The 20,770-nt window shown below is 69.8% G+C and carries 15 protein-coding genes; 9 read left to right on the top strand and 6 right to left on the bottom strand.

From position 1 onward, the window contains the following. Positions 1–107: 107 nt before the first annotated feature. From PIQ37_RS06775 to PIQ37_RS06765, 3 genes are all read left to right on the top strand, one after another. Entirely contained in the window at positions 108–2,423 is a 2,316-nt protein-coding gene (locus tag PIQ37_RS06775; RefSeq protein ID WP_342072870.1) for a winged helix-turn-helix domain-containing protein, read from the top strand. Positions 2,424–2,544: 121 nt separating this feature from the next. Beyond that, positions 2,545–3,441 carry a helix-turn-helix transcriptional regulator gene (locus tag PIQ37_RS06770; RefSeq protein WP_026144680.1) on the top strand — a complete coding sequence of 299 codons (897 nt, stop codon included), beginning with the start codon at positions 2,545–2,547 and terminating at the stop codon, positions 3,439–3,441. Positions 3,442–3,490: 49 nt separating this feature from the next. Beyond that, positions 3,491–6,346, top strand: coding sequence for a TonB-dependent receptor (locus PIQ37_RS06765; protein WP_342072869.1), 2,856 nt, complete (start codon positions 3,491–3,493; stop codon positions 6,344–6,346). Between the two features lie 597 nt (positions 6,347–6,943). Here PIQ37_RS06765 and PIQ37_RS06760 read toward each other — a convergent pair. Then, positions 6,944–8,059 (bottom strand): HDOD domain-containing protein, encoded by a 1,116-nt coding sequence (locus tag PIQ37_RS06760; RefSeq protein ID WP_342072868.1) that lies wholly within the window; start codon positions 8,057–8,059, stop codon positions 6,944–6,946. Positions 8,060–8,217: 158 nt separating this feature from the next. Further along, complete coding sequence (ppa, locus tag PIQ37_RS06755; RefSeq protein ID WP_010343376.1) at positions 8,218–8,751, bottom strand: inorganic diphosphatase; 534 nt, start codon at positions 8,749–8,751, stop codon at positions 8,218–8,220. Between the two features lie 198 nt (positions 8,752–8,949). Here ppa and PIQ37_RS06750 point away from each other — a divergent pair, with 198 nt between their 5' ends. After that, positions 8,950–9,438 carry a hypothetical protein gene (locus PIQ37_RS06750; RefSeq protein ID WP_295928270.1) on the top strand — a complete coding sequence of 163 codons (489 nt, stop codon included), beginning with the start codon at positions 8,950–8,952 and terminating at the stop codon, positions 9,436–9,438. 56 nt (positions 9,439–9,494) lie between these two features. Here PIQ37_RS06750 and PIQ37_RS06745 read toward each other — a convergent pair whose 3' ends face one another. Further along, positions 9,495–11,522 (bottom strand): sodium-translocating pyrophosphatase, encoded by a 2,028-nt coding sequence (locus PIQ37_RS06745; protein WP_342072867.1) that lies wholly within the window; start codon positions 11,520–11,522, stop codon positions 9,495–9,497. Between the two features lie 347 nt (positions 11,523–11,869). Between PIQ37_RS06745 and PIQ37_RS06740 the strand changes: the two genes are divergently transcribed. Then, positions 11,870–12,325 (top strand): hypothetical protein, encoded by a 456-nt coding sequence (locus PIQ37_RS06740; RefSeq protein WP_342072969.1) that lies wholly within the window; start codon positions 11,870–11,872, stop codon positions 12,323–12,325. A gap of 246 nt (positions 12,326–12,571) precedes the next feature. Here PIQ37_RS06740 and PIQ37_RS06735 read toward each other — a convergent pair whose 3' ends face one another. Both PIQ37_RS06735 and PIQ37_RS06730 read right to left on the bottom strand, forming a co-directional pair. Further along, a complete protein-coding gene (locus PIQ37_RS06735) occupies positions 12,572–12,910 on the bottom strand; it encodes a DUF6434 domain-containing protein (RefSeq protein ID WP_342072866.1) in 339 nt (112 codons plus the stop codon). Positions 12,911–13,022: 112 nt separating this feature from the next. Further along, positions 13,023–14,279: a 6-phosphofructokinase gene (locus PIQ37_RS06730; protein ID WP_267111350.1), complete on the bottom strand. Its 1,257-nt coding sequence runs from the start codon at positions 14,277–14,279 to the stop codon at positions 13,023–13,025. Between the two features lie 145 nt (positions 14,280–14,424). Between PIQ37_RS06730 and PIQ37_RS06725 the strand changes: the two genes are divergently transcribed. The 4 genes from PIQ37_RS06725 to PIQ37_RS06710 all read left to right on the top strand — a co-directional run bounded on the left by PIQ37_RS06725 (position 14,425) and on the right by PIQ37_RS06710 (position 18,345). After that, a complete protein-coding gene (locus PIQ37_RS06725) occupies positions 14,425–14,988 on the top strand; it encodes an adenylate kinase (RefSeq protein WP_342072865.1) in 564 nt (187 codons plus the stop codon). Positions 14,989–15,539: 551 nt separating this feature from the next. Then, entirely contained in the window at positions 15,540–16,979 is a 1,440-nt protein-coding gene (gene mpl, locus PIQ37_RS06720; RefSeq protein WP_342072864.1) for a UDP-N-acetylmuramate:L-alanyl-gamma-D-glutamyl-meso-diaminopimelate ligase, read from the top strand. 28 nt (positions 16,980–17,007) lie between these two features. After that, positions 17,008–17,589 (top strand): LON peptidase substrate-binding domain-containing protein, encoded by a 582-nt coding sequence (locus PIQ37_RS06715; RefSeq protein WP_010343368.1) that lies wholly within the window; start codon positions 17,008–17,010, stop codon positions 17,587–17,589. Positions 17,590–17,868: 279 nt separating this feature from the next. Then, positions 17,869–18,345: a protease inhibitor I42 family protein gene (locus PIQ37_RS06710; protein WP_342072863.1), complete on the top strand. Its 477-nt coding sequence runs from the start codon at positions 17,869–17,871 to the stop codon at positions 18,343–18,345. An 89-nt stretch (positions 18,346–18,434) separates the two neighbouring features. Here the strand turns inward: PIQ37_RS06710 and PIQ37_RS06705 are convergent, their stop codons facing one another. After that, the gene (locus PIQ37_RS06705; protein ID WP_342072862.1) at positions 18,435–20,447 is read right to left on the bottom strand and encodes a bifunctional DedA family/phosphatase PAP2 family protein; all 2,013 of its coding nucleotides are present in this window, start codon (positions 20,445–20,447) and stop codon (positions 18,435–18,437) included. Between the last annotated feature and the right edge of the window lie 323 nt (positions 20,448–20,770).

Here is a 20,770-nt window from a genome sequence, read left to right as displayed (position 1 = left end):
GCCTCGTTTTGCCGAGTTTGCTCGTTGGCCTCTGTCTCGGGGCCACGCGTGGCCGCGCAGCCGCCGCATTCGCGGCACCTTCCTCACGGCGTTCTTCGTTGTCCAACATGGTTTCCTCATCGTTCGCCACACCGACGCTTCCGCAACGGATGCAGGTCGGCGATTGCCTGGTGCTGCTGTCCTTGCGCGAGGTGCACGCCCCGCGCGCGCGCCGGCCGCAACGGCTCACGCCCAAGGCGATGGGCGTGCTGCGGGTATTGCTGGCGCAACCGGGCCAGGTGGTGGAGCGCGAGGCGCTGTTGGCGCAGGTCTGGCCGGACACGCAGCCGACCAACGATGTGGTGACGCAGGCCATCACCCAGTTGCGCAAGGCCTTCGCGGCCGGCGTGCGCGGCGAGGCGCCGGTGTACATCGAGACCCTGGCCAAGACCGGCTACCGCCTGGTGGCACCGGTGCAGGCCTTGCCGGATGTCGAGGCCGAGGCGGGCGCGGCGGCGGCTCCATTGCCGGACACGGACGACGCCGCGGAGGCGGCTGCAGCGCGTGTTCCGGCCATCGCCCCCGCGGCGCGGCGGCGCGCGCCGTCATGGCTCGCCGCCGCCGCCGGTGCGGCGTCGATGCTGGTGCTGGCGCTGGCCTGCTGGTGGTGGTTCGCGCGCCCCGAGGCCGTGCCCGCCGACTCCGCCGAGCAGGAACGCGTGCTGGGCAGCCCCAAGCGGCCGTACCGGCTGATCACCGCCATGTCCGGATTCAAGCTGGAGCCGGCGCTGTCTCCGGATGGCGCACAGGTGGCCTATGCCGCACGCACCACCGGCAGCGATGGCACCCAGCTGCTCATCCAGCCGACCAGCGGCGCCGCCGGCAGTACGCCCCCGCGTTCGCTGGGCGTCCCGGCCCGCGGCGCCTCCGACCGCCTGCCGGCCTGGTCGCCCGACGGCACGCACATCGCCTTCGCCCGGCTCGGCGCCGACCGCCAGTGCCGGGTGATGCTGGTGCAGGCCGACGGGCGTACGCCCGCGCGCGAGGTCGCGCGCTGCGACGACAGCGAATTGCTCAGCTTCGACTGGACGCCGGATGGCCGCGGTCTGGTGTTCGGCAGCATGAACGGGCGTCAGCCGGCGCGCGGCATCCGCGTGCTGGATCTGGGCAGCGGGCGCTGGACGGCGCTGGATTATCCGGTCGCTGCCGGCGATTTCGATTACGCGCCGCGCTACTCGCCGGACGGTAAATGGATCGCCTTCGTGCGCAATCCGCAGATGGGCGGGCTGTGGCGGATGCCGGCTGCCGGCGGCACCGCCGAGCCGTTGACCCACGAATTCGCCGAGATCCGCGGCTGGGACTGGGCGCGCGACGGGCAGGGCATCGTGTTCGGGCGCCGCGTCGATGGCGAGACCCGGCTGTACCGGCTGGACACGCAGACCCGGCGCCTGCGCGACCTGGGATTGAGCGATGCGCAGGCGCCGCGGCTGGCGCGCGACGGCGGCAGCCTGGCGTTCGTGCACCGGCGTCCGCAGTTCGCCGTGTACCGCATCCCGGCGCGAGCGGCGGATGTGCCGCGCGAGCGTCAGCGGCTGTTCGCCTCCACCGGCCGCGACGGCCAGCCGAGCATCGCGCCCGACGGGCGCCAACTCGCCTTCACCTCCGATCGCGACGGCAGTTATGCACTGTGGTGGGGCGATGTGAGCCAGCCGACCTCGTTGCGGTTGATCGAGGGCGTGCGGCCGGAGACCCGGCAGCCGCTGGCGTGGTCGGCCGACAGCCAGGCGCTGCTGGTCAGCGGCCGCGATGCGCAGGGGCATTCGGCGATCTATGAGGTCCGGCCGCAATCCGGCAGTGTGGCGGCCTTGCCGGTGCCGGCCGGCGAGCCGCTGCAGGCGTTGTATACCGCCGAACCCGGGCAACTGCTGGTCCTGCTGGGCGAGAACGGCCGCACCCGCCTGCAGTTGTACGACCGGCGCGCGGTGCCCTGGCGGCCCTTGGCGAGCTTGCCGGATGTTTCCCAGGTCCGCGCTGATCCTGCCACTGGGGAAATCCTGTTCACCCGGCTCGCGCGCAGCGGCCTGTGGCGCGTCGATGCCAGCCTGGACCTAGCCAGCGTGCGTGTCGTGGACGACAGTCTGCCGTCGCTGTGGCGCTACCGCAGTTGGGCGCTGGGCCCAGAGGGTGCGGTGCATTACCTGTTCCAGACCGGCGAATGCGCCAGCCGCATGGCGCGGATCGACGGTGGCCTCGCCGCCAGCGTGTGCCTGGACCGCGACCACTTCAGCGCGGTCAACGGCTTCAGCATCGATCCGCGCAGTGGCGACGCCTATGTGGCGCTGGCGGTCGAGGACGGCAGCGAAATCGGCTTCATGCGCATGCACGAGCAGCCGGAATGGTTCTCGACCATCTCGCACAACTGGTTGATCCGGAAAGAGAAATAGGCTTCGTAAGTTGTTCGTAAAGGGCATCGTGGCGATTTCGGACAACTATCGCCAAGACGTCCTGATTTGCCGCCACATTCGGCAAAGACTGCGCACCGGTTTACGTCAAACAGGTGCTCGGATGCGGCAATCTTTCCTGGTCGATCATGGACAACAACTGGTGCTGGACGCCGACGATGCGCCGGCGGGTCCGGCCTGCCTGGGCGCGGCGCGCCTGGCCAGCGTGCAGGCGTCGGCGAATGCCTTCACGGTCTGGCTGCAGTTGCGTGGCAGCGCCTGGATCGAGGCCAAGGAGGGGCGTTTCGCCCTGCGCCGCGGCCAGTGGCTGGCCTTCGAACGCGACTCGCGGCCGATGCTGCAGACCGATCGCGACGGCCTGTGCATCGGCCTGAGCCTGGACGGCGAGGCGCTGAAGGCCTTGGGCCGGATGGCCGACGAGACCTTGTATGCGGGGCGCGGCGAGCTGTCGCTGCGCGAGACGCGGACTGCCTTGCGCCTGTGGCGGCAGGCGGCGGCGCGGCCCGGCGATGCGTTGGCGATGCGGCCGGTGCTGCTGCATCTGGCCTCCATGCAGGGCGAGTTGTCGCGCCGCGTGCAGCGCTGTCCCGGGCGTTCGCGGATGCGCAAGCGCCAGGTGTTCGGGCGCATGCAGCGTGCGCGGCTGTATCTGGACGGCCATCGCGACCGCGTGGTGCGGATCAGCGAACTGGCCGAGCTGACCAACTTCTCCGGCTGGTACCTGTCCAAGACGTTCCAGAGCCTGTATGAGGAAAGCCCGCAGGCGTTGTCGGCGCGTCTGCGCCTGGAGCGCGCGGCGGACCTTTTGCGCGACACCACGATGATGATCGGCGAAGTGGCCGCCGCCAGCGGCTTCGACAACTGCTGCAGCTTCGCGCGGGCGTTCCGGGCACGCTTCGGTGTCTCCGCCTCGCAATATCGCCATGGCAGCACCGTGCCGCCAGAATCGGCAAAGTCTGCAGGCGACAGCGGCAAAGCAGCCGCGCTCACCGGAACGTAACGTGCCGAGGGCGTCTTAACACGCCCCTAACGTTACCCTGGAGAGATTGATGAACCTTCGCACTCCCGCAGTGCGGCTGGGCTTGCTGCCCGCCAGCATCGCGATCGCGTTGACGCCGGCGATTGCCGGCGCGCAAGAAGCCGCCGCCTCGTCCACCACCACGCTGGACCGGATCGAAATCACCGGTTCGCGCATCCGTAGCGCCGACGTCGAAACCCAGCAGCCGATCCTGACCCTGGACCGCCAGGCGCTGGAGCGCCAGGGCTACACCTCGGTCGCCGACGTGCTGCAGAACCTGACCTCGGCCGGTTCCCCGGCGATCTCGCGCGCCGATGCGCTGGCCTCCGGCGAAAACGTCGGCGGCTACTACGTCGACCTGCGCAACCTCGGTGCCGAGCGTACCCTGGTGCTGTTGAACGGCAAGCGCCTGGGCGCGACCACCTCCGGCCTGCAGGACCTGAGCCAGGTCCCGATGGCGGCGATCGAGCGCATCGAAGTGCTGAAGGACGGCGCCTCGTCGATCTACGGTTCCGACGCCATTGCCGGCGTGGTCAACATCATCACCCGCAAGCGCTTCGACGGCGCCGAAGTCTCGGCCGAGTTCGGCCAGTTTGGCGAAGGCGACGGCAAGACCTCGCAGTACTCCTTCACCATCGGCACCCAGGGCGAGCGCGGTGGCGTGGCGCTGACCGCCGAGTACTCCAAGCAGGATCCGGTGTTCGCCAAGAACCGTTGGTTCAGCCGCGACGGCAGCCGTGGTCCGAACTCCACCCCGAGCAGCTGGAGCCCGATCAGCCAGAACGGCAGCTGGTGCAACCCGCTGACCGTGGACTGCTCCGATCCGAACGTGGCGGTGTGGCAGACCCTGAACCAGGGCGGCAACCCGAACAATCCGGCCGACTACCACCCGCTGACGGCGGCCGAGCGCGCCAACTCCAACCAGCAGATGATGGTGCAGACCGGCATCGAGCGTAAGTCGGTGTTCGCCAACGCCAACTACGACCTGACCGACTCCATCGTCTTCAACGCCGACGTGCTCTACAACGAGCGCACCACCGATCAGCAGATCGCCGGCTACCCGTACCAGTCCGCTGCGTTCGGCACCCCGCTGGCCGGCGACAGCGCGTTCAACCCGATCGGCCAGGACATCGACTTCCGCCGCCGCCTCTGGGAAGTGCCGCGCACCACCGAGAGCAAGCTGAAGACCACGCGCTTCGCGCCGACCATCAGCGGCTCCTTCGAGTTCGCCGACAAGAGCTGGGACTGGGACGTCGGTGCGCTGTGGAACCGCAACGAGAGCACCAAGACCGGTCACGGCGACATGAGCCTGATCGCGGCGCGCCAGGCGCTGGGTTCGTCCTTCATCAACGCCAATGGCGTCGCCCAGTGCGGCACCGCCGCCGCGCCGGTGTCGCTGAGCGCATGCCGTCCGTGGAACCCGCTGCTGCCGTTCGGCGTGGCCGGCCCGGGCTCGCTGGCCGATGCGGACACCCAGGCCTTCCTGTTCCCGTACTTCACCGATACCGGCCTGACCAAGACCACCAGCTACACCGCCAACCTGAGCGGCACGCTGGCGACGCTGCCGGCGGGCGACCTCGGCATCGCGGTCGGCTACGAGCACCGCAAGGAAGAAGGCCGCTTCTCGCCGGACGCCTTCGCGCAGTCGGGTGAGAGCACCGGCCTGGGCGCCAAGACCACCGCCGGCAACTACGATCTGGACGAGTTCTACCTCGAGTTGAACGTGCCGATCCTGGCCGACATGGCGTTCGCCAAGCAGCTGACCCTGAACCTGGCCAGCCGCTACTCCGACTACAGCAACTTCGGCGATACGGTGAACTCCAAGTTCGGCTTCACCTGGAAGCCGATCGACGAGCTGCTGGTCCGCGGCACCTACGCCGAGGGCTTCCGCGCCCCGACGATCAGCGATCTGTACGGTGGCCTGAGCAGCAGCTTCGAGTCGTACGTCGATCCGTGCGGCGTGGGCGCGCCGAACAGCGTCAACGGCAATGCGGCGTGTTCCGCGGCCGGCGTGCCGGTCGGCTACACCCAGCTGGGCCAGGGCTACGTGCCGTGCACCACCTATCCGTGCCAGACCCCGGACGAGTTCATCAGCGGCTCCAACCCGAACCTGCGTCCGGAAACCTCCACCAGCAAGACCGCCGGTCTGGTGTGGAGCCCGCGCTGGGTGCAGGGCCTGGACATCTCGCTGGATTGGTACCGCTACGAGATCAAGGACATGATCATCGCCGATAGCGTCGACCGCATCCTGCGCGACTGCTACGTGCTGGGCAATGCCGAGCGCTGCGCCGGCGTGACCCGCGCCGCCGACGGCCACATCTCGGCGATGACCTACGGCGTGGCCAACCTCGGCCAGATGGAGACCGAAGGCTACGATCTGGGCATCCGCTACCGTCTGCCGGAAATGGCGTTTGGCAAGATCATGATCGACTGGCAGACCAGCTACGTCAGCAAGTACGACGAAGCCGGCCAGAACGCCGCGGGCGACAACATCACCATCGGCCGCGTGGGCGAGCCGGGCATCTTCCGCGTGCGCTCCAACCTGGGCGTGAACTGGACGATGGGCGACTTCGGTGTGAACTACACCCTGCGCTACTACTCGGGCATGAAGGAAAGCTGCATCTCGCTGGCCACGGACTACTGCGATGCGCCGGACCACTTAGCCAACGGCGAATCCGATCCGCTGCGTCACACCGGTTCCAACACCTTCCACGACCTGCAGGTCAACTGGAAGGCGCCGTGGGACGCGACGATCGCCATCGGTGCGAACAACGTGTTCGACCACCGCGGTCCGCTGATGTACTCGGCCCCGGACAGCAGCTTCGCCTACTACGGCGGCTTCGACATCGGTCGCTACGTGTACATGAAGTACACCCAGCGCTTCTGATCGAGCTGTTTGCGTGACACGAAGACGGGCCGCAAGGCCCGTCTTTTTTTGTGCCTGCGCGGCTTGAGTGACGGTGTGCCGGGCGGCGGGCAGGTGGTTGGCGAGCTGGGACGTGGCGCATGGCCGGTGCTTCCTCGCGTCCACGTCGCTGCTGGTGGTCCGGCGACCGGTGGCGATGCGACGCAAGGTGACCTGGCATCGCGTGCCGGCGCCATGAACTCGCTGTGGCCGGATGCAGTTGCTTTGCGGTAGGAGCGGCTTCAGCCGCGACAGGCTTTGCCGGGGTGCCTGTCGCGGCTGAAGCCGCTCCTACGACAGTGCGCTTCGCGTCGTCGTGGAGGACGCCCTGTCGTGGTTCCTCACGTGGCCACTACGCGCTCGCGGGGAACGGCTCTCACCGTGACGCGGGATGGCGCAATCGACGCACCACTGCAGGGGCGCTCGGCGGACCGTCGTAAGGATTGGGCGGCTGGCGAGCCGCGATGTCGGCGCGAGAGGCGCCGAAGGACGTGGGCCAACGGCAGCGAGGACGCCGGCGAAGGGCAGGAGGCACCATCCGGCGCACGCGGCGGCAGGCCGCGCGCGCCACGGTCGGGCTCAGGCCGAGGTCAGGCCCATCAGGTTCTCGGCGTGCTCGCGCCAGGTCGGCAGCTTGTTGAGCATGCCGGTCTTGGAGAGGTACTCCTCGTCGACCTCCGAGCCGCTGGCCAGCGCCATCGCCACGTGCACCGCGCCGGTGACCCAGAAGCTGCGGGTGCTGGAACGCTGCGGCTGGCGATGGAAGGCCACCGCCTCGATGATCGGCATCGGCAGGCCCCACAGGCCCAGCAGGTAGGCGCCGGCTTCGGCGTGGCCCGGCCGGGTGTCGTTGGCATCGGTGGGCGGCTCGCGCTCGTCGCGCACGCCCGGCAGCAGCAGGCCGATGTCGGCCAGCAGCGCCGCGGTCGAACCCAGTTCCACACTGGAGGCCGGCAGCATCTTCGCGGCCAGCTTGGACGCCAGCAGCGAGCGCTGCTGCAGCGCGTTGCGCTCGGCGTTGGACAGCGCCTGCACCGAGAACACTTCGCTGGCCAGGACCAGGTCGCGCAGGGTGGCGGTGCCCAGCCGGGTCACGGCGGTACGCAGGTCGGAAATGGTGCGGCCGTTGGAGAAGAACGCCGAATTGCACAGCTGCAGCACCTTGGCCGCGATCGCCGGGTCGGCCGAGACCAGCTTGGCCAGGTCGGCGGCGTTGCTGCCTTCGTCCTGCTCCAGCGCATGCATCAGGCTCAGGTACAGATGCGGCGGCGAGGGCAGCTTCTCGATGCGGCCGATGCTGGAACGCAGGCGTGGGTTGCCCAGCAGTTCCTGCAGTTCCTCCAGGCTGGTGACCGCCTCCAGCAGCATTTCCGGGGACAGCGGCAGCGGCAGGAACCGGTGGGCCACGCCGATGATCCGCGCCGGCGGCGCGCGATTGCTCTGTTCGGCCTCGATCAGCGCAATGCGGATGGTTTCCGGGCTCAGCGTGCGGATCTGGCCGAGCAGGGTGGCGGTGGTCAGGTCCGGCAGCGTCGGCGCGGCGATCACCGCATCCAGGCGCACCGTGGCCGCCGCGGCGATCGCGGCATTGCCGTCGGCAACGCTCTGGACCTGCCAGTCGTCGCCAAGATCGCGAATGTATTCAGTGACTTCGGACGGAAGGCTGGCTTCGTCGCCGACGAACAGGATGCGCAAGAGACTGTCCCCCAAGAAGAGCCGGGTCGCGGACGGACCGGGCTCGGTGATGCCATGGCGCAATGTACCGCAAACCCCGAAGGGCGGCGCCCCGGCAACGGCAAAACGTGAAACGGATCAGCCACGGCGGGGCGGCAGCGCCCCGCGGCGGCGGCGGCTCAGGCGCCGGCTTCGTAACGGGTCACGGACTCGCGCAGGATGCGCTTGGCTTCCTCGGCGTTGCCCCAGCCGTCGAGCTTGACCCACTTGCCCTTCTCCAGGTCCTTGTAGTGCTCGAAGAAGTGGCCGATGCGCTCCATCCAGTGGCCGGACACCTGGGTGATGTCCTCGATGTGCGCATAGCCCTGGAACACCTTGGCCACCGGCACCGCCAGGATCTTCTCGTCGCTGCCGGCCTCGTCGCTCATCTTCAGCACGCCGACCGGGCGGCAGCGCACCACGCAGCCGGGCACCAGCGGCAGCGGCAGCACCACCAGCACGTCGGCCGGGTCGCCGTCGCCGCAAAGGGTGTTGGGCACGTAGCCGTAGTTGCAGGGGTAGCGCATCGGGGTGGAGAGGATGCGGTCGACGAAGATGGCGCCGCTGGCCTTGTCCACTTCGTACTTGACCGGCTCGGAATCCTTGGGGATTTCGATGACGACGTTGATTTCTTCCGGCAGGTTCTTGCCGGAGGTGACCAGTTCCAGACCCATGCGCTAGCTCCAGTGGAGTGGCTTCTAAAGAGGCAGGCATTCTAGTCGGTTGGCTGTTGCAATGCAGCGCACGGCGGTTCGGAGGATTCCTACAGCGGTTTCGGACTCCATACCGGCCCGCATGGGGCGCATTCCGATGGTGCCGGAATCGGGTGGCGGCGACCCTGTGGCCACTGTCCCCACCCAAGGAGCAAGACGATGAACGGAATCCGGCAATCGATGCTGCCGCTGCTGGCGGTGCTGGTCCTGGCCTGCGGCGGTGCCCAGGCGCAGCAGGCGCAACCGGCCTACGTGGATGCGATGGACTATCCCGCCCCGGGCGAGGGCTGGGAGGCGTTCGCCGACCTGGAGCGACGGCTGGCGCACGACTTCGACCAGCTCTGCGGCGACACCTTCTGCGAAGGCGACTACAGCGACTACCGGCCGCTGCGCTATCGCTGCTCGGTGCGCCAGCGCGACGGGGTGATCGGGGAGTGCATCTGGAGCTTCGGCGCCAGCGAGGCCAGTATCGATGCGGACACCGGCCGGGTCGTGGTCGATGCGCGGCTGTGGCACTGCCGGACCCCGCTGCAGCCACAGACCCGGCTGCACGCGCTGTATGCGGCGCTGTCGGGCGAGCGGCCGCTGTTCGCGCCGCTGCCACGCAGCGAGCACAGCATCAACGATGGCCTGATCGACTGCCTGTAGCGGCAGAGGACGCGCAGCAGGCGCCGGCATGTCGCCGACGCCGGCTGCGCGTGTGGCTACAGCAGCGGCACCAGCAGCAACGCCACGATGTTGATGATCTTGATCAGCGGATTGATCGCCGGGCCGGCGGTGTCCTTGTACGGGTCGCCGACGGTGTCGCCGGTCACTGCGGCCTTGTGCGCCTCGCTGCCCTTGCCGCCGAAATGGCCGTCCTCGATGTACTTCTTGGCGTTGTCCCAGGCGCCGCCGCCGGTGGTCATGGAAATGGCCACGAACAGCCCGGTGACGATGGTGCCGATCAGCAGGCCGCCGAGCGCGCGCGGGCCCAGCAACCGGCCGACCACGATCGGCACCGCCACCGGCAGCAGCGAGGGCACGATCATTTCGCGGATCGCCGAGCGGGTCAGCATGTCGACTGCGCGGTCGTATTGCGGTTTGCCGGTGCCCTGCATGATGCCGGCGATCTCGCGGAACTGTCGCCGCACTTCCTCCACCACCGCGCCGGCGGCGCGGCCGACCGCCTCCATCGCCATCGCGCCGAACAGGTAGGGAATCAGGCCGCCGATCAGCAGGCCGATGATCACCGTGTGGTCGGACAGGTCGAAGGCGAAGGTTTCGGTGGGGTGCGCGGCACGCAGGTTGTGGGTGTAGTCGGCGAACAGCACCAGCGCCGCCAGCGCCGCCGAGCCGATCGCATAACCCTTGGTCACCGCCTTGGTGGTGTTGCCGACCGCGTCCAGCGGATCGGTGACCGCGCGTACCTCCGGCGGCAGTTCCGCCATTTCGGCGATGCCGCCGGCGTTGTCGGTGATCGGGCCGTAGGCATCCAGCGCCACGATCATGCCGGCCATCGACAGCATCGCGGTGGCGGCGATGGCGATGCCGTACAGGCCCGACAGCGCGAACGCGCCCCAGATCGCCGCGCACACCGCGATCACCGGCAGCGCGGTGGACTTCATCGAGATGCCCAGGCCGGCGATGATGTTGGTGCCGTGGCCGGTGGTGCTGGCCGCGGCCACGTGCTGCACCGGCTTGTACTGGGTGCCGGTGTAGTACTCGGTGATCCACACGATCAGCCCGGTCAACGCCAGCCCGATCAGCGCGCAGCCGTAGAGCTTGGCGGCACCGGCGGCGGTGTCGCCCATCAGTTGCTGGGTCACCGGCCAGAACGCCAGCGCCGCCAGCACCGCCGAGACCACCACGCCCTTGTACAGCGCGCCCATGATCGAGCCGCCCGGGCGCACGCGCACGAAGAAGGTGCCGGTGATCGAGGCGACGATCGACACCCCGCCCAGCACCAGCGGATACAGCACCGCGTTGCGCCCGGCCTCGGCGGCCATCAGCCCGCCCAGCAGCATCGTCGCGATCACCGTGACCGCGTAGGTCTCGAACAGGTCGGCGGCCATGCCGGCGCAGTCGCCGACGTTGTCGCCGACGTTGTCGGCGATCACCGCCGGGTTGCGCGGGTCATCCTCGGGGATGCCGGCCTCGACCTTGCCGACCAGGTCCGCGCCGACGTCGGCGCCCTTGGTGAAGATGCCGCCGCCCAGGCGCGCGAAGATCGAGATCAGCGAACTGCCGAAGGCCAGGCCGACCAGCGCATGCAGGCTGTCGCCCACGCTGTGCCCCAGCCATTGCAGCAGGCCGTAGTAGCCGGCCACGCCGATCAGGCCCAGCCCGACCACCAGCATGCCGGTGATCGCGCCGCCGCGGAACGCCACCGCCATGGCCGGCGCCAGCCCGCGCCGCGCCGCTTCGGCGGTACGCACGTTGGCGCGCACCGACAGGTTCATGCCGATGTAGCCGGCGACCCCGGACAGCACCGCGCCGATCGCGAAGCCGCCGGCGGTGTACCAGCTCAGGAACACCCCGACCAGCACCAGCAGGACCGCGCCGGCGATGGCGATGGTCAGGTACTGGCGGTTGAGGTAGGCGCGGGCGCCCTCCTGGATCGCATCGGCGATCTGCCGCATGCGTTCGTTGCCGGCGGGCTGCGCCAGGATCCAGCGCGTGGAGACGATGCCGTAGAGCACCGCCAGAGCCGCGCACGCCAGTGCCACGGTGACCGCATATCGTTCCAGCATGACCCCTCCCAAGGATGTGGATGGCGCCCAAGCGCTGGACATACCGGGGGATCACACCGTAGGAGCTGAAGCATGCAACGACTCCGCGGCCACAACGCGCGCCGCTGGTGCGTATCGCAATGTCATCTGGCCTGAACGTGGGCGAGTATGCGCCTGCCTCCGTGATGCCGCCAGCGACCTGGCAGGGCGTCTCACTTTTGGCGTGCGGTTCAGTCTGTGCGTGGCAGCGTGGCGCATCGCTTCCCAGGAGCCCTCCGATGCAGATGCAATCGACGATTTCCCCAAGGCTGCGCGCACGCGCCTCGATCCTGGCCCTCGGCCTGTGTGCGCTGGCGCCGCTGGCCGCCATGGCCGCCGACCCGACCCCGGAACTGCAGCGCCCGGCCAGCGCGCCGCAGGCGGTGGGCGTGGTGCACACCATCCGCCAGATCCCCGAGGCCTGCGTGCGCTTCGAGGGCGAGTACACCGGCGATGCGGCGCAGCCCTACCGCTTCTCCGCGGTACGCAGCAGCCCGACCTGCCAGCCGCGCGCCAGGCTGGTCGAGTTCGATCAGGCCAAGCCCAGCGAGGCCACCGGTTGGAAGTTCAACGATCTGATCCGCGTGCCCAGCGCCGCCTGTCCGTCGCAGCAGGCGGTGGTGCGGGTGTGGCGCAAGCCGGTGGCGCTGAACACCGAGCGCGATGGCCAGGGCCAGTCGCGGATCTATCTGGAAGAGGCCAAGCAGCAGGCGGCCGCCGGCAAGGTCCCACAGGTGCCGCAGTTCGCCGCGCAGATGACGATGGAAGGCAAGGCCTGCCGCTGAGCGGGAAGATTGCCGAGCCGCCTCGGCCGTCACGCCTGCATCGCGCAGGCAGGGCGGCCGCGGCCGGCGCTGCGGATGCGCGACGGTGATGTGGCTGTCGTGAGGCCGCACAGGCACGGCGCATGCGATCACTGGGCGCCTGCGTAAACCAGGATCCAAGACAGGCTTGGCGGCTTTGCGCGTTGCGTTGCTGTCGCACATCTTGACCGTTGCCGATCCGGCGCATGTGGCGCGTGGGGCGGTGTTTCAGGTCGGCACGGTGCCGGTGTGCCGTCGCCGCCATTCGTCGGCGACGTCGCCCATGGTCTTGGCGACGCCGTTCCTGATCCAGGCAATGAACGCGCGCTCGAAGGCGAAGCCGTCGCCGCACATGGTCACGAGGAAGCGGCGCACGTTCTGCGTGTTGCGATAGTGCTCGTCCACCGGCGTCGCACGGGTGATGGGGTCGCTGTGCCAATCGAAGCGCATGTGGCCGGACGCGCTGCTTGGGTCTTCGTGCGTGTCGCGCATCCTGGTGGCCTCGTCTTCTCTGAAGGTGCAGGCAATCCGACATCCATGGTGGATGCGCCAGGACCCGTGCAGCATCCTGTCGCGTCCCCCGATTGTCCGGCGCAGCCTGCAGAGGCTGGCGCCAACGGCGACATCCCGCGCGCGACGGCATGCGCCGATGACGCCATGCCGATCGTGTGCCGCGCTGTCAGCCCTCCCAGGCCGGCAGCTTCTTCTTCACTGCCACGTTCTTCAGCGCCACGTACTTGGGCAGGCCATCCGTGCCGTAGGGCAGCGGTGCTTCGCCGCGGATCAGCGGCTGCAGGTAGCGGCGCGCCTTGTCGGTGATGCCGAAGCCGTCCTTGCGCAGGAACCCGGCCGGCATCTTCTTCTCGTGGTTGGCGACCTTGGCCAGCGGCGCGGCCTCGATCTTCCAGCGGTACGGCGCGTCGCTGCTGCGCACGATCGCCGGCATCACCGCGTTCATGCCCTTCAGTGCGAACTGCACCGCCGCCTTGCCGACCGCCTGCGCCTGTTCCCAGTCGGTACGCGAGGCGAGGTGGCGGGCCGAACGCTGCAGGTAGTCGGGCAGGGTCCAGTGCACCTTGTAGCCGAGCTCGGCCTTGACCTTGCCGGCCAGGTAGGACGCCACGCCGCCGAGCTGGCTGTGCCCGAACGCATCGGTGCCGCCGCCGGCATCGGCGACGAAGCGCCCGTCGGCGGTCTGGATGCCTTCGCTGGCCACCACCACGCACCAGCCGACCTTGTCCACCACCTTGCGCACCTGCGCGAGGAAGGCGGCCTCGTCGTAGGCGCGTTCGGGGAACAGGATGATCTGTGGCGCGTCGTCCGGCGACTGCGCGGCCAGTCCGGCGGCGGCGGCCAGCCAGCCGGCATGGCGGCCCATGGCCTCGTAGACAAATACCTTGGTCGAGGTCTCGGCCATCGCGGCCACGTCCAGCGCCGCCTCGCGCACCGACACCGCGGTGTACTTGGCTGCCGAGCCGAAGCCCGGACAGGTGTCGGTGACCGCCAGATCGTTGTCGATGGTCTTGGGCACGCCGATGCAGTGCAGCGGGTAGCCGAACGCCTGAGCCAACTGCGACACCTTCCACGCGGTGTCGGCCGAATCGTTGCCGCCGTTGTAGAGGAAATAGCGCACGTCATGCGCCTGCAGCACCTGCAGCAGCCGCTCGTACTTGGCGCGGTCGGCCTCCAGCGACTTGAGCTTGTAGCGGCACGAGCCGAACGCGCCGCCGGGCGTGTGGGCCAGCGCGGCGATCGCCGCCGCCGATTCCTTGGAGGTGTCGATCAGGTCCTCGCGCAGCGCGCCGAGGATGCCGTTGCGCGCGGCCAGCACCTTGACCTTGCGCGCCCGCGCTTCGCCGATGACGGCGGCGGCGCTGGCGTTGATGACGGCGGTGACGCCGCCGGACTGGGCGTACAGCAGGGTGCCTTGGGCCATGGTCGGGGTTCGCTCCTGGGGTGGGGACATTGCCGGGACATTGCCTGGATGCGGTAAGCTGGGGCTCTTGCGGTGCAGCGCAGGCGTGGCCCCCGAGTCTAACGCCGCCGGCCGCGCACGGTACTTTCCTCGAGGAGTCAGGTTGATGCGATTGGTTCTGTTGGGACCGCCCGGATCGGGCAAGGGCACGCAGGCGGCCCGCCTGAAGGACAAGCTGCAGATCCCGCACATCTCCACCGGCGATCTGTTGCGCGCCGAAGTCGCCGCCGGCACCCCGCTGGGCGTGCAGGCCAAGGAAGTGATGGCGCGCGGCGACCTGGTCTCCGACGACATCCTGCTCGGCATGCTCGAATCGCGCCTCGGCCGCGACGACGTGCGCAACGGCTTCATCCTCGACGGCTACCCGCGCAACCTGGCCCAGGCCGGCGCGCTGGACGAACTGCTGGCCAAGCTCGGCCAGCCGCTGGACGCGGTGGTGCAGCTGGACGTGGCCAACGAACTGCTGGTCGAGCGCATCGCCGGCCGCGCCAAGGCCGAAGGCCGCGAGGACGACAACCCCGAGTCGGTGCGCAAGCGCCTGCAGGTCTATACCGATTCGACCGCGCCGGTGATCGGCTTCTACGACAAGCGCGGCACGCTCGCGCGCGTGGACGGCGTCGGCTCGCAGGACGACGTGCTCGCCCGCATCCTGGCGGCGATGGGCCGCTGAGGCGGCACGGCACGCCGGCGCCCGCAGCGGGTGCCGGTCGTGCAGACGGCGCCGCACCGGTGGTTGTGCGCCTCTCGTCATGACGCGCAACGCCCGCCCGCAGGAGCGGTTTCCGCCGCGACGCGCATTCCCGGGAAGGCCCGTCGCGGTTGAAGCCGCTCCTACGACGATAACGACACGTGGGGCATGTCCCGCTGCGCTACGCGCAGCGCGTGGCGGCCGTGGGCGCGTATCCCGCCTGCCAATGGAGGGCCGGGATCGGGGAAAGAAGGTGCCAGCGAACGGGCTTGCTCAGAGCCCCACGACATGAGCTCCCTTGGGGATGGTCTCTTGGGGAGTAGAACCACAGGGTGTCGAGGCTGGCCCGTTCATTCTCGGCGTCGGCTCCCGACTTGCCTATCGGGGACTTTACCCAGCCGATGTGGGGGATTCCCTACTTGACGGCGCGGCGAGACGGTTTCCCTCGGATCGGCCCCGCGGCACGCTCGTCCCGGCCAACGGCTGCCGCCTCGCAGGTTTGCGTGCGCCGGGGGATCGGCGACAATCCGGCCATGAGCAAGATCCATATTCTCGGCATCGCCGGTACGTTCATGGGCGGTGTCGCCGCGCTGGCGCGCGAACTCGGCCATGCGGTCGAGGGCAGCGACCAGGCGATCTATCCGCCGATGTCCACGCAACTGGAACACCTGGGCATCGCGCTGAAGCAGGGTTACCTGCCCGAACACATCGCCGCGGACTGCGACCAGGTGATCGTCGGCAACGCGCTGTCGCGCGGCAACGCCGCGGTCGAGGCGGTGCTCGACGCCGGGCGCGCCTACACCTCCGGGGCGCAATGGCTGAGCGAGCAGGTGCTGCCGGGGCGCGACACCCTGGCGGTGGCCGGCACCCATGGCAAGACCACCACCACCAGCATCCTGACCTGGCTGCTGCAGGCGGCCGGGCGCGAACCGGGCTTCCTGATCGGGGGGGTGGCCGAGGATTTCGGCGTGTCCGCGCGGCTGGGGTTGCCAGTCGCCGAACCCGCATCCGGCGCTGCGCGCCACCTTCTCCCGGAGGGAGAAGGACATCAGGGGCCGGCCCTGGCGGGCCGGCCGCTGTTTGTGGTCGAGGCCGACGAGTACGACACCGCGTTCTTCGACAAGCGCAGCAAGTTCGTGCACTACCGGCCGCTGGTGGCGATCCTCAACAACCTCGAATACGACCACGCCGACATCTTCCCCGACGTCGCCGCGATCCAGCGCCAGTTCCACCATCTGGTGCGGACCGTGCCGCGCCGCGGCCGGCTGATCGTCAACGGCGAGGACGCGCACCTGCGCGAGGTGCTGGCGATGGGCTGCTGGACTCCGGTGGAGCGCTTCGGCTTCGATCCGGCGTTCGAGTGGAGCGCACGCCTGCTCGCCGCCGACGGCAGCCGCTTCGTGGTGCTGCAGCAGGGCCGTGAACTGGGCGAGGTGGAATGGCCGCTGCTCGGCCGCCACAACGTGATGAACGCACTGGCCGCACTGGCCGCCGCCCACGCGGTGGGCGTGGTGCCGGCGCAGGTGATGCCGGCGCTGGCGCGCTTCCGCAGCGTCAAGCGGCGCCTGGAAGTGCTCGGCCAGGCGCAGGGCATCACCGTCTACGACGACTTCGCCCACCATCCCACCGCCATCCGCACCACGCTCGAAGGCCTGCGCGCCAGGGTCGGTGCCGCGCGCATCGTGGTGGCGATGGAGCCGCGCAGCAATTCGATGCGGCTGGGCGCGCATGCCGAGGCGCTGGCGCCGTCGCTGGAGGCCGCCGACGCGGTGGTGTTCCTGCAGCGGCCGGAACTGGCCTGGGATGCGGGCAAGGTGATCGCCGCGGTGCGCGGGGATGCCTGCGCGGCGCCCGACGTGGACGCCCTGCTGGCCGCGCTGCAGGCGCAGGCGCGCGCCGGCGACCATGTGGTGTTCATGTCCAACGGCGGCTTCGACGGCGCACCGCGGCGCTTCCTGGCGGCGCTGCAATGAGGTTCGCCGCGTACGGCGGAGCCGGCGCGTGAGCCCGCAGCGGACCACGCTGCCGCTGTTCCCGCTGCACGCGGTGCTGCTGCCCGGCGCCTCGATCAAGCTGCGGGTGTTCGAGCGCCGCTATCTGGACTTGGTCCGCGAATGCGGGCGCACCGACAGCGGCTTCGGCGTGTGCCTGATCCTGGACGGCAGCGAGACCGGCGCCCCGGCGGTGCCGGCGGCGTTCGGCACCGAGGCGCGCATCGTCGATTTCGATGTCGGCGCCGACGGCGTGCTGGTGCTGAGCCTGCGCGGCGCGCGGCGCTTCCACGTGCTGCGCAGCCGGGTCCGCGACAACGGCCTGGTGGTCGGCGACGTGGAATGGCGCGAGGCCGATGGCGACGACGAACTGCGTCCGCAGCATGCGCTGTTGGCGACGGTGCTCGACAGCATCCTCGACCAGGCCGCCGCGGTGTATCCGCTGGCCGGTCCGCGCCAGCTCGACCAAGCCGCCTGGGTCGGCTGGCGCATGGCCGAACTGCTGCCGCTGGACGAGCGCCAGCGCCTGTCGCTGCTGCAGGAAGACGACCCGCACGCGCGACTGGACCAGTTGCTGGCCTGGATTCCCTGAGCGAGGCAGGCGAGGGCGGTGTCGCCGCCCTGGTCTGACGTAGAGCACGGGCGGCCAATATCCGTGCGGCGCTGCGCCATCATCAGCCCCGATCGTCACCCGTTGTTCTCGATTGATCACGCCCCAGGCGGCCCTCGTGCGCGCCGCAGCCGGCATTCAGCGCGCCGCTAGCAGGCGCGGGCCACGCTTGGCAGCGATCGGCGGCCGCGCCCGGCCGCCGGCAACGGCATCCCGCCCTGGCGGCCTGACGTCCTATCCACGCACGATCGAGGACTTCGTATGAGGCGTTCCTTCCTGCTGTTGTTGCTGTCCGCCGGCGGCTGTCCGAGCCTGCCCGCCATCGCCGCCGAGACGGCCCCCGCGCCCGCTGCCGCAGCCGCTCAGACAGACTGCCCGCGCGGCTCCATCGCCCTGGTCACCGGCAATGCCGATCAAGTGTCGCCCAAGACCTGCCTGGCGCCGTCGATGAAGCCGTTCGCCCTGCAGCGCGGGCAACTGTTCGCGGTCACCCTCTCCGAGAACGGGTCGACCGGCAGCGCCTGGGCCTTGCGCAGCTTGCCCGCGCCGCTGGCGCTGCTCGACATCGAGCATGCACCCGGTACGGCCTGCGCCACCGGTCGCATGGGTTGCCCCAGCACTGTCACCTACACCTTCAAGGCCACTGATCACGGCAGCGGCGCGATCGAACTCGTCTACTCGCGGCATTGGGAGGATCGCGCCACCGACTCGCGTTCGATCCGGGTAGAGGTGAAGTAGCCGCCATCGCCACCCGCCGGCGGCTGCAGAGCAGCGCAACGCCGGCGCGGCGCCGATCGGTCAGAAGCTGAGGTGTGTACCGCCGCCGCTCAGGGCGACGGCGGCGCTTCGCCTTCGCTGCGTACCAGCAGCACCGGGATTTCGCTGCGGCGGTGCATGTCCTTGCGCGTGGGCAGCGCGTGCAGCGCCTCGGTCACGGCGTTGAGCGCCGGATCGGCGCCGCGCAGCGGCCGCCACAACCCGATGAGGTTGAAGTGGCGTTCGTAGCGCAGGCTCTGCGCGCTGCCCAGCCACAGCGGCACGTCGCCCGGCTGCAGGCGGGCCGGCGCCGGCCACAGGCGCAGCGCGTACAGCTCGTCCGGATTCGGGCCGGGGCGCAGCATTAGCAGCGATTCCACGCGCGTGTCCAGCGTCGCCGGCAGCACCGGCACCTGCGCCGGCGTGGCCTTGTAGTCGAGCAACTGCAGCGCCTGCTGCCAGCCGGCCTGCGGCTGCGCGCGCCAGCCGGCCGCTTCGAGCTGGCGCTGCAGCGGCGCCAGCGGCCCGGCCACCTGGATGTCCAGCGGCCAGCGCTGGTCGTCGTCGAACTCGTTGCGCCGCGACGGCAGGGTGCGCCAGTCGTGCTGCCACCAGGCCGCGTCCGCCAGTTGCGTCACCTGCGGCGGCGGCGGTTCGAACTTGGCCAGCTTGCGTTCCAACTGGCGCGGCGCGTACCACAGCGCGGCGATCGCGAAGCCGCCGTAGAACAGCCAGGCCAGCGGCTTCATCCAGAACCCGCGGTTGAAGCGACGGCGGTAGGCGATGCCCAGCACCAGCAGCCAGAAGATGCCGAACAGCATGCCGCCGACCACGTCGCTGAGCCAGTGCGCGCCCAGGTACAGGCGGGCGAAGCCGATCAGGGTCACCACCGCGCCGGACAGCAGGTACGGCCATACCCGCGAGCGTCCGGGCAACTCGCGCGCGATCAGCACCGCGAAGAAGCCGAAGCTGATCGTGGCCATGGTCACCGCCACCGAGGGGAAGCCGAAACCGCTGCTGGCCGCCGGCGGGCGTACCACGTGCACGGTGGTGCCGAGCAGCTTGGTCAGGGCCAGGCCGAAGGCCAGCGCCGCCAGCCAGTGCGCCGCGGCCATCCAGCGCCGGCGCCAGGCCAGGTAGAGCAGGCCCAGCGCGGTCGGCGGCACAAGCACCTGCCAGTTGCCGAGCGAGGCCAGTGCGGTCATCGGATAGTCGGCCAGCGGGTTGCGCAGGGCTAGCATCAGGTCGTGCACGGCCAGGTCCAGGCGCAGCGGCTCGCCGTGCGCCACCACCACCATCAGCAGCGCGAACCAGCCCCAGCCCAGCGCCAGCAGCATCACCGCCAGCATCGCCAGCGGCACCGATTCGCGCCGCTGCGGGTCGAACACCGCGATCGAGTAGCGGCCCAGCACCGGATGCCGGCGCGACCAGTCCAGGCCGCGCGCCAGCAGTGCGTCCATGTGCCCGGCCGACCAGCGGTAGCCGTACAGCACGATGGCCCACACCAGGCCCAGCGCCAGCGCCAGCAGGCCCACCACCAGGAACAGGCGCCCGGCGACCGCGGCCACCGCGTCGTAGGCCTGGCCCAGCAGCCAGCCCGGTCCCAGGAACAGCAGCGACCAGGTCACCGCGGCCACGCTGCTGGGCAGCAGATAGCGCCGCAGCGGCATCTTCATCATGCCCGCCACTGCCGGCACGAACGGACGGATGGCGCCGACGTAGCGCGCCACCAGGATGCTCTTGAAGGCGTTGCGGCGGAACATCGCCTCGCCACGGTCGAGCAACTGCGGATAGCGCTTGAACGGCCAGTAGGTGCGCAACCGGTCGCCCCAGCGGTAGCCGACCCAGTAGCTGAGCGCATCGCCGATCAGCGCGCCGAGCGCGGCGCTGACCACCGCGTACGGGCCGGAGATCTGGCCCAGGCCGATCAGCACGCCGATCGCGAACAGCAGCGGCAGCGCCGGTACCAGGGTGCCGAGGATGATGACCGCATCGCAGAACGCGATGGCGAAGATGACCGCGCCGGCCAGGATGGGGTGTGCTGCGATCCACTCCAGCGTGGCATCGGTCCATGAGGCATTCATCGGGCAAGTATAGAGGGAGCACGATGACGGTCCGTTAGCGTCGGGGTGCCGTGTCGGGCGACCGGCCTTGCGCAACCGGGCCGCCCGGCAGACCTGATCCGGCGTCGGGCACGTCGTGGTCGCCGTCCCGCGCCGGTGATGGCAGCGCCGCCGCGCCGAGGCCGGTGCGTGACGCCGCCGCTTCGCAAGGCGGCGGCGGATCCGCCGATGCGGTTTGCGTGGCGCCTGGCACGACGCCCAGGTGACCAGCACCGGACCAGGTGCCAGCCTGGCGTGACGGGCGACCGTGCAGACCCGTCAAACCGCGGCGCACGCTCTACACT

It is taken from the genome of Xanthomonas protegens, from assembly GCF_038442435.1.
Taxonomy (GTDB): Bacteria; Pseudomonadota; Gammaproteobacteria; order Xanthomonadales; family Xanthomonadaceae; genus Xanthomonas_A; species Xanthomonas_A sontii.
Note: the sequence above shows the minus strand (reverse complement) of the source record. Positions and strands in the feature narration are given on the sequence as shown.

Coding starts and splice junctions, on each gene's coding strand:
- ppa (WP_010343376.1), bottom strand. CDS start 8,751: ATGGGTCTGGAACTGGTCACCTCCGGCAAGAACCTGCCGGAAGAAATC.
- PIQ37_RS06730 (WP_267111350.1), bottom strand. CDS start 14,279: ATGGCCCAAGGCACCCTGCTGTACGCCCAGTCCGGCGGCGTCACCGCC.
- PIQ37_RS06765 (WP_342072869.1), top strand. CDS start 3,491: ATGAACCTTCGCACTCCCGCAGTGCGGCTGGGCTTGCTGCCCGCCAGC.
- PIQ37_RS06705 (WP_342072862.1), bottom strand. CDS start 20,447: ATGAATGCCTCATGGACCGATGCCACGCTGGAGTGGATCGCAGCACAC.
- PIQ37_RS06710 (WP_342072863.1), top strand. CDS start 17,869: ATGAGGCGTTCCTTCCTGCTGTTGTTGCTGTCCGCCGGCGGCTGTCCG.
- PIQ37_RS06770 (WP_026144680.1), top strand. CDS start 2,545: ATGCGGCAATCTTTCCTGGTCGATCATGGACAACAACTGGTGCTGGAC.
- PIQ37_RS06740 (WP_342072969.1), top strand. CDS start 11,870: ATGGCCGCCGACCCGACCCCGGAACTGCAGCGCCCGGCCAGCGCGCCG.
- PIQ37_RS06750 (WP_295928270.1), top strand. CDS start 8,950: ATGAACGGAATCCGGCAATCGATGCTGCCGCTGCTGGCGGTGCTGGTC.
- PIQ37_RS06725 (WP_342072865.1), top strand. CDS start 14,425: ATGCGATTGGTTCTGTTGGGACCGCCCGGATCGGGCAAGGGCACGCAG.
- PIQ37_RS06745 (WP_342072867.1), bottom strand. CDS start 11,522: ATGCTGGAACGATATGCGGTCACCGTGGCACTGGCGTGCGCGGCTCTG.
- mpl (WP_342072864.1), top strand. CDS start 15,540: ATGAGCAAGATCCATATTCTCGGCATCGCCGGTACGTTCATGGGCGGT.
- PIQ37_RS06775 (WP_342072870.1), top strand. CDS start 108: ATGGTTTCCTCATCGTTCGCCACACCGACGCTTCCGCAACGGATGCAG.
- PIQ37_RS06735 (WP_342072866.1), bottom strand. CDS start 12,910: ATGCTGCACGGGTCCTGGCGCATCCACCATGGATGTCGGATTGCCTGC.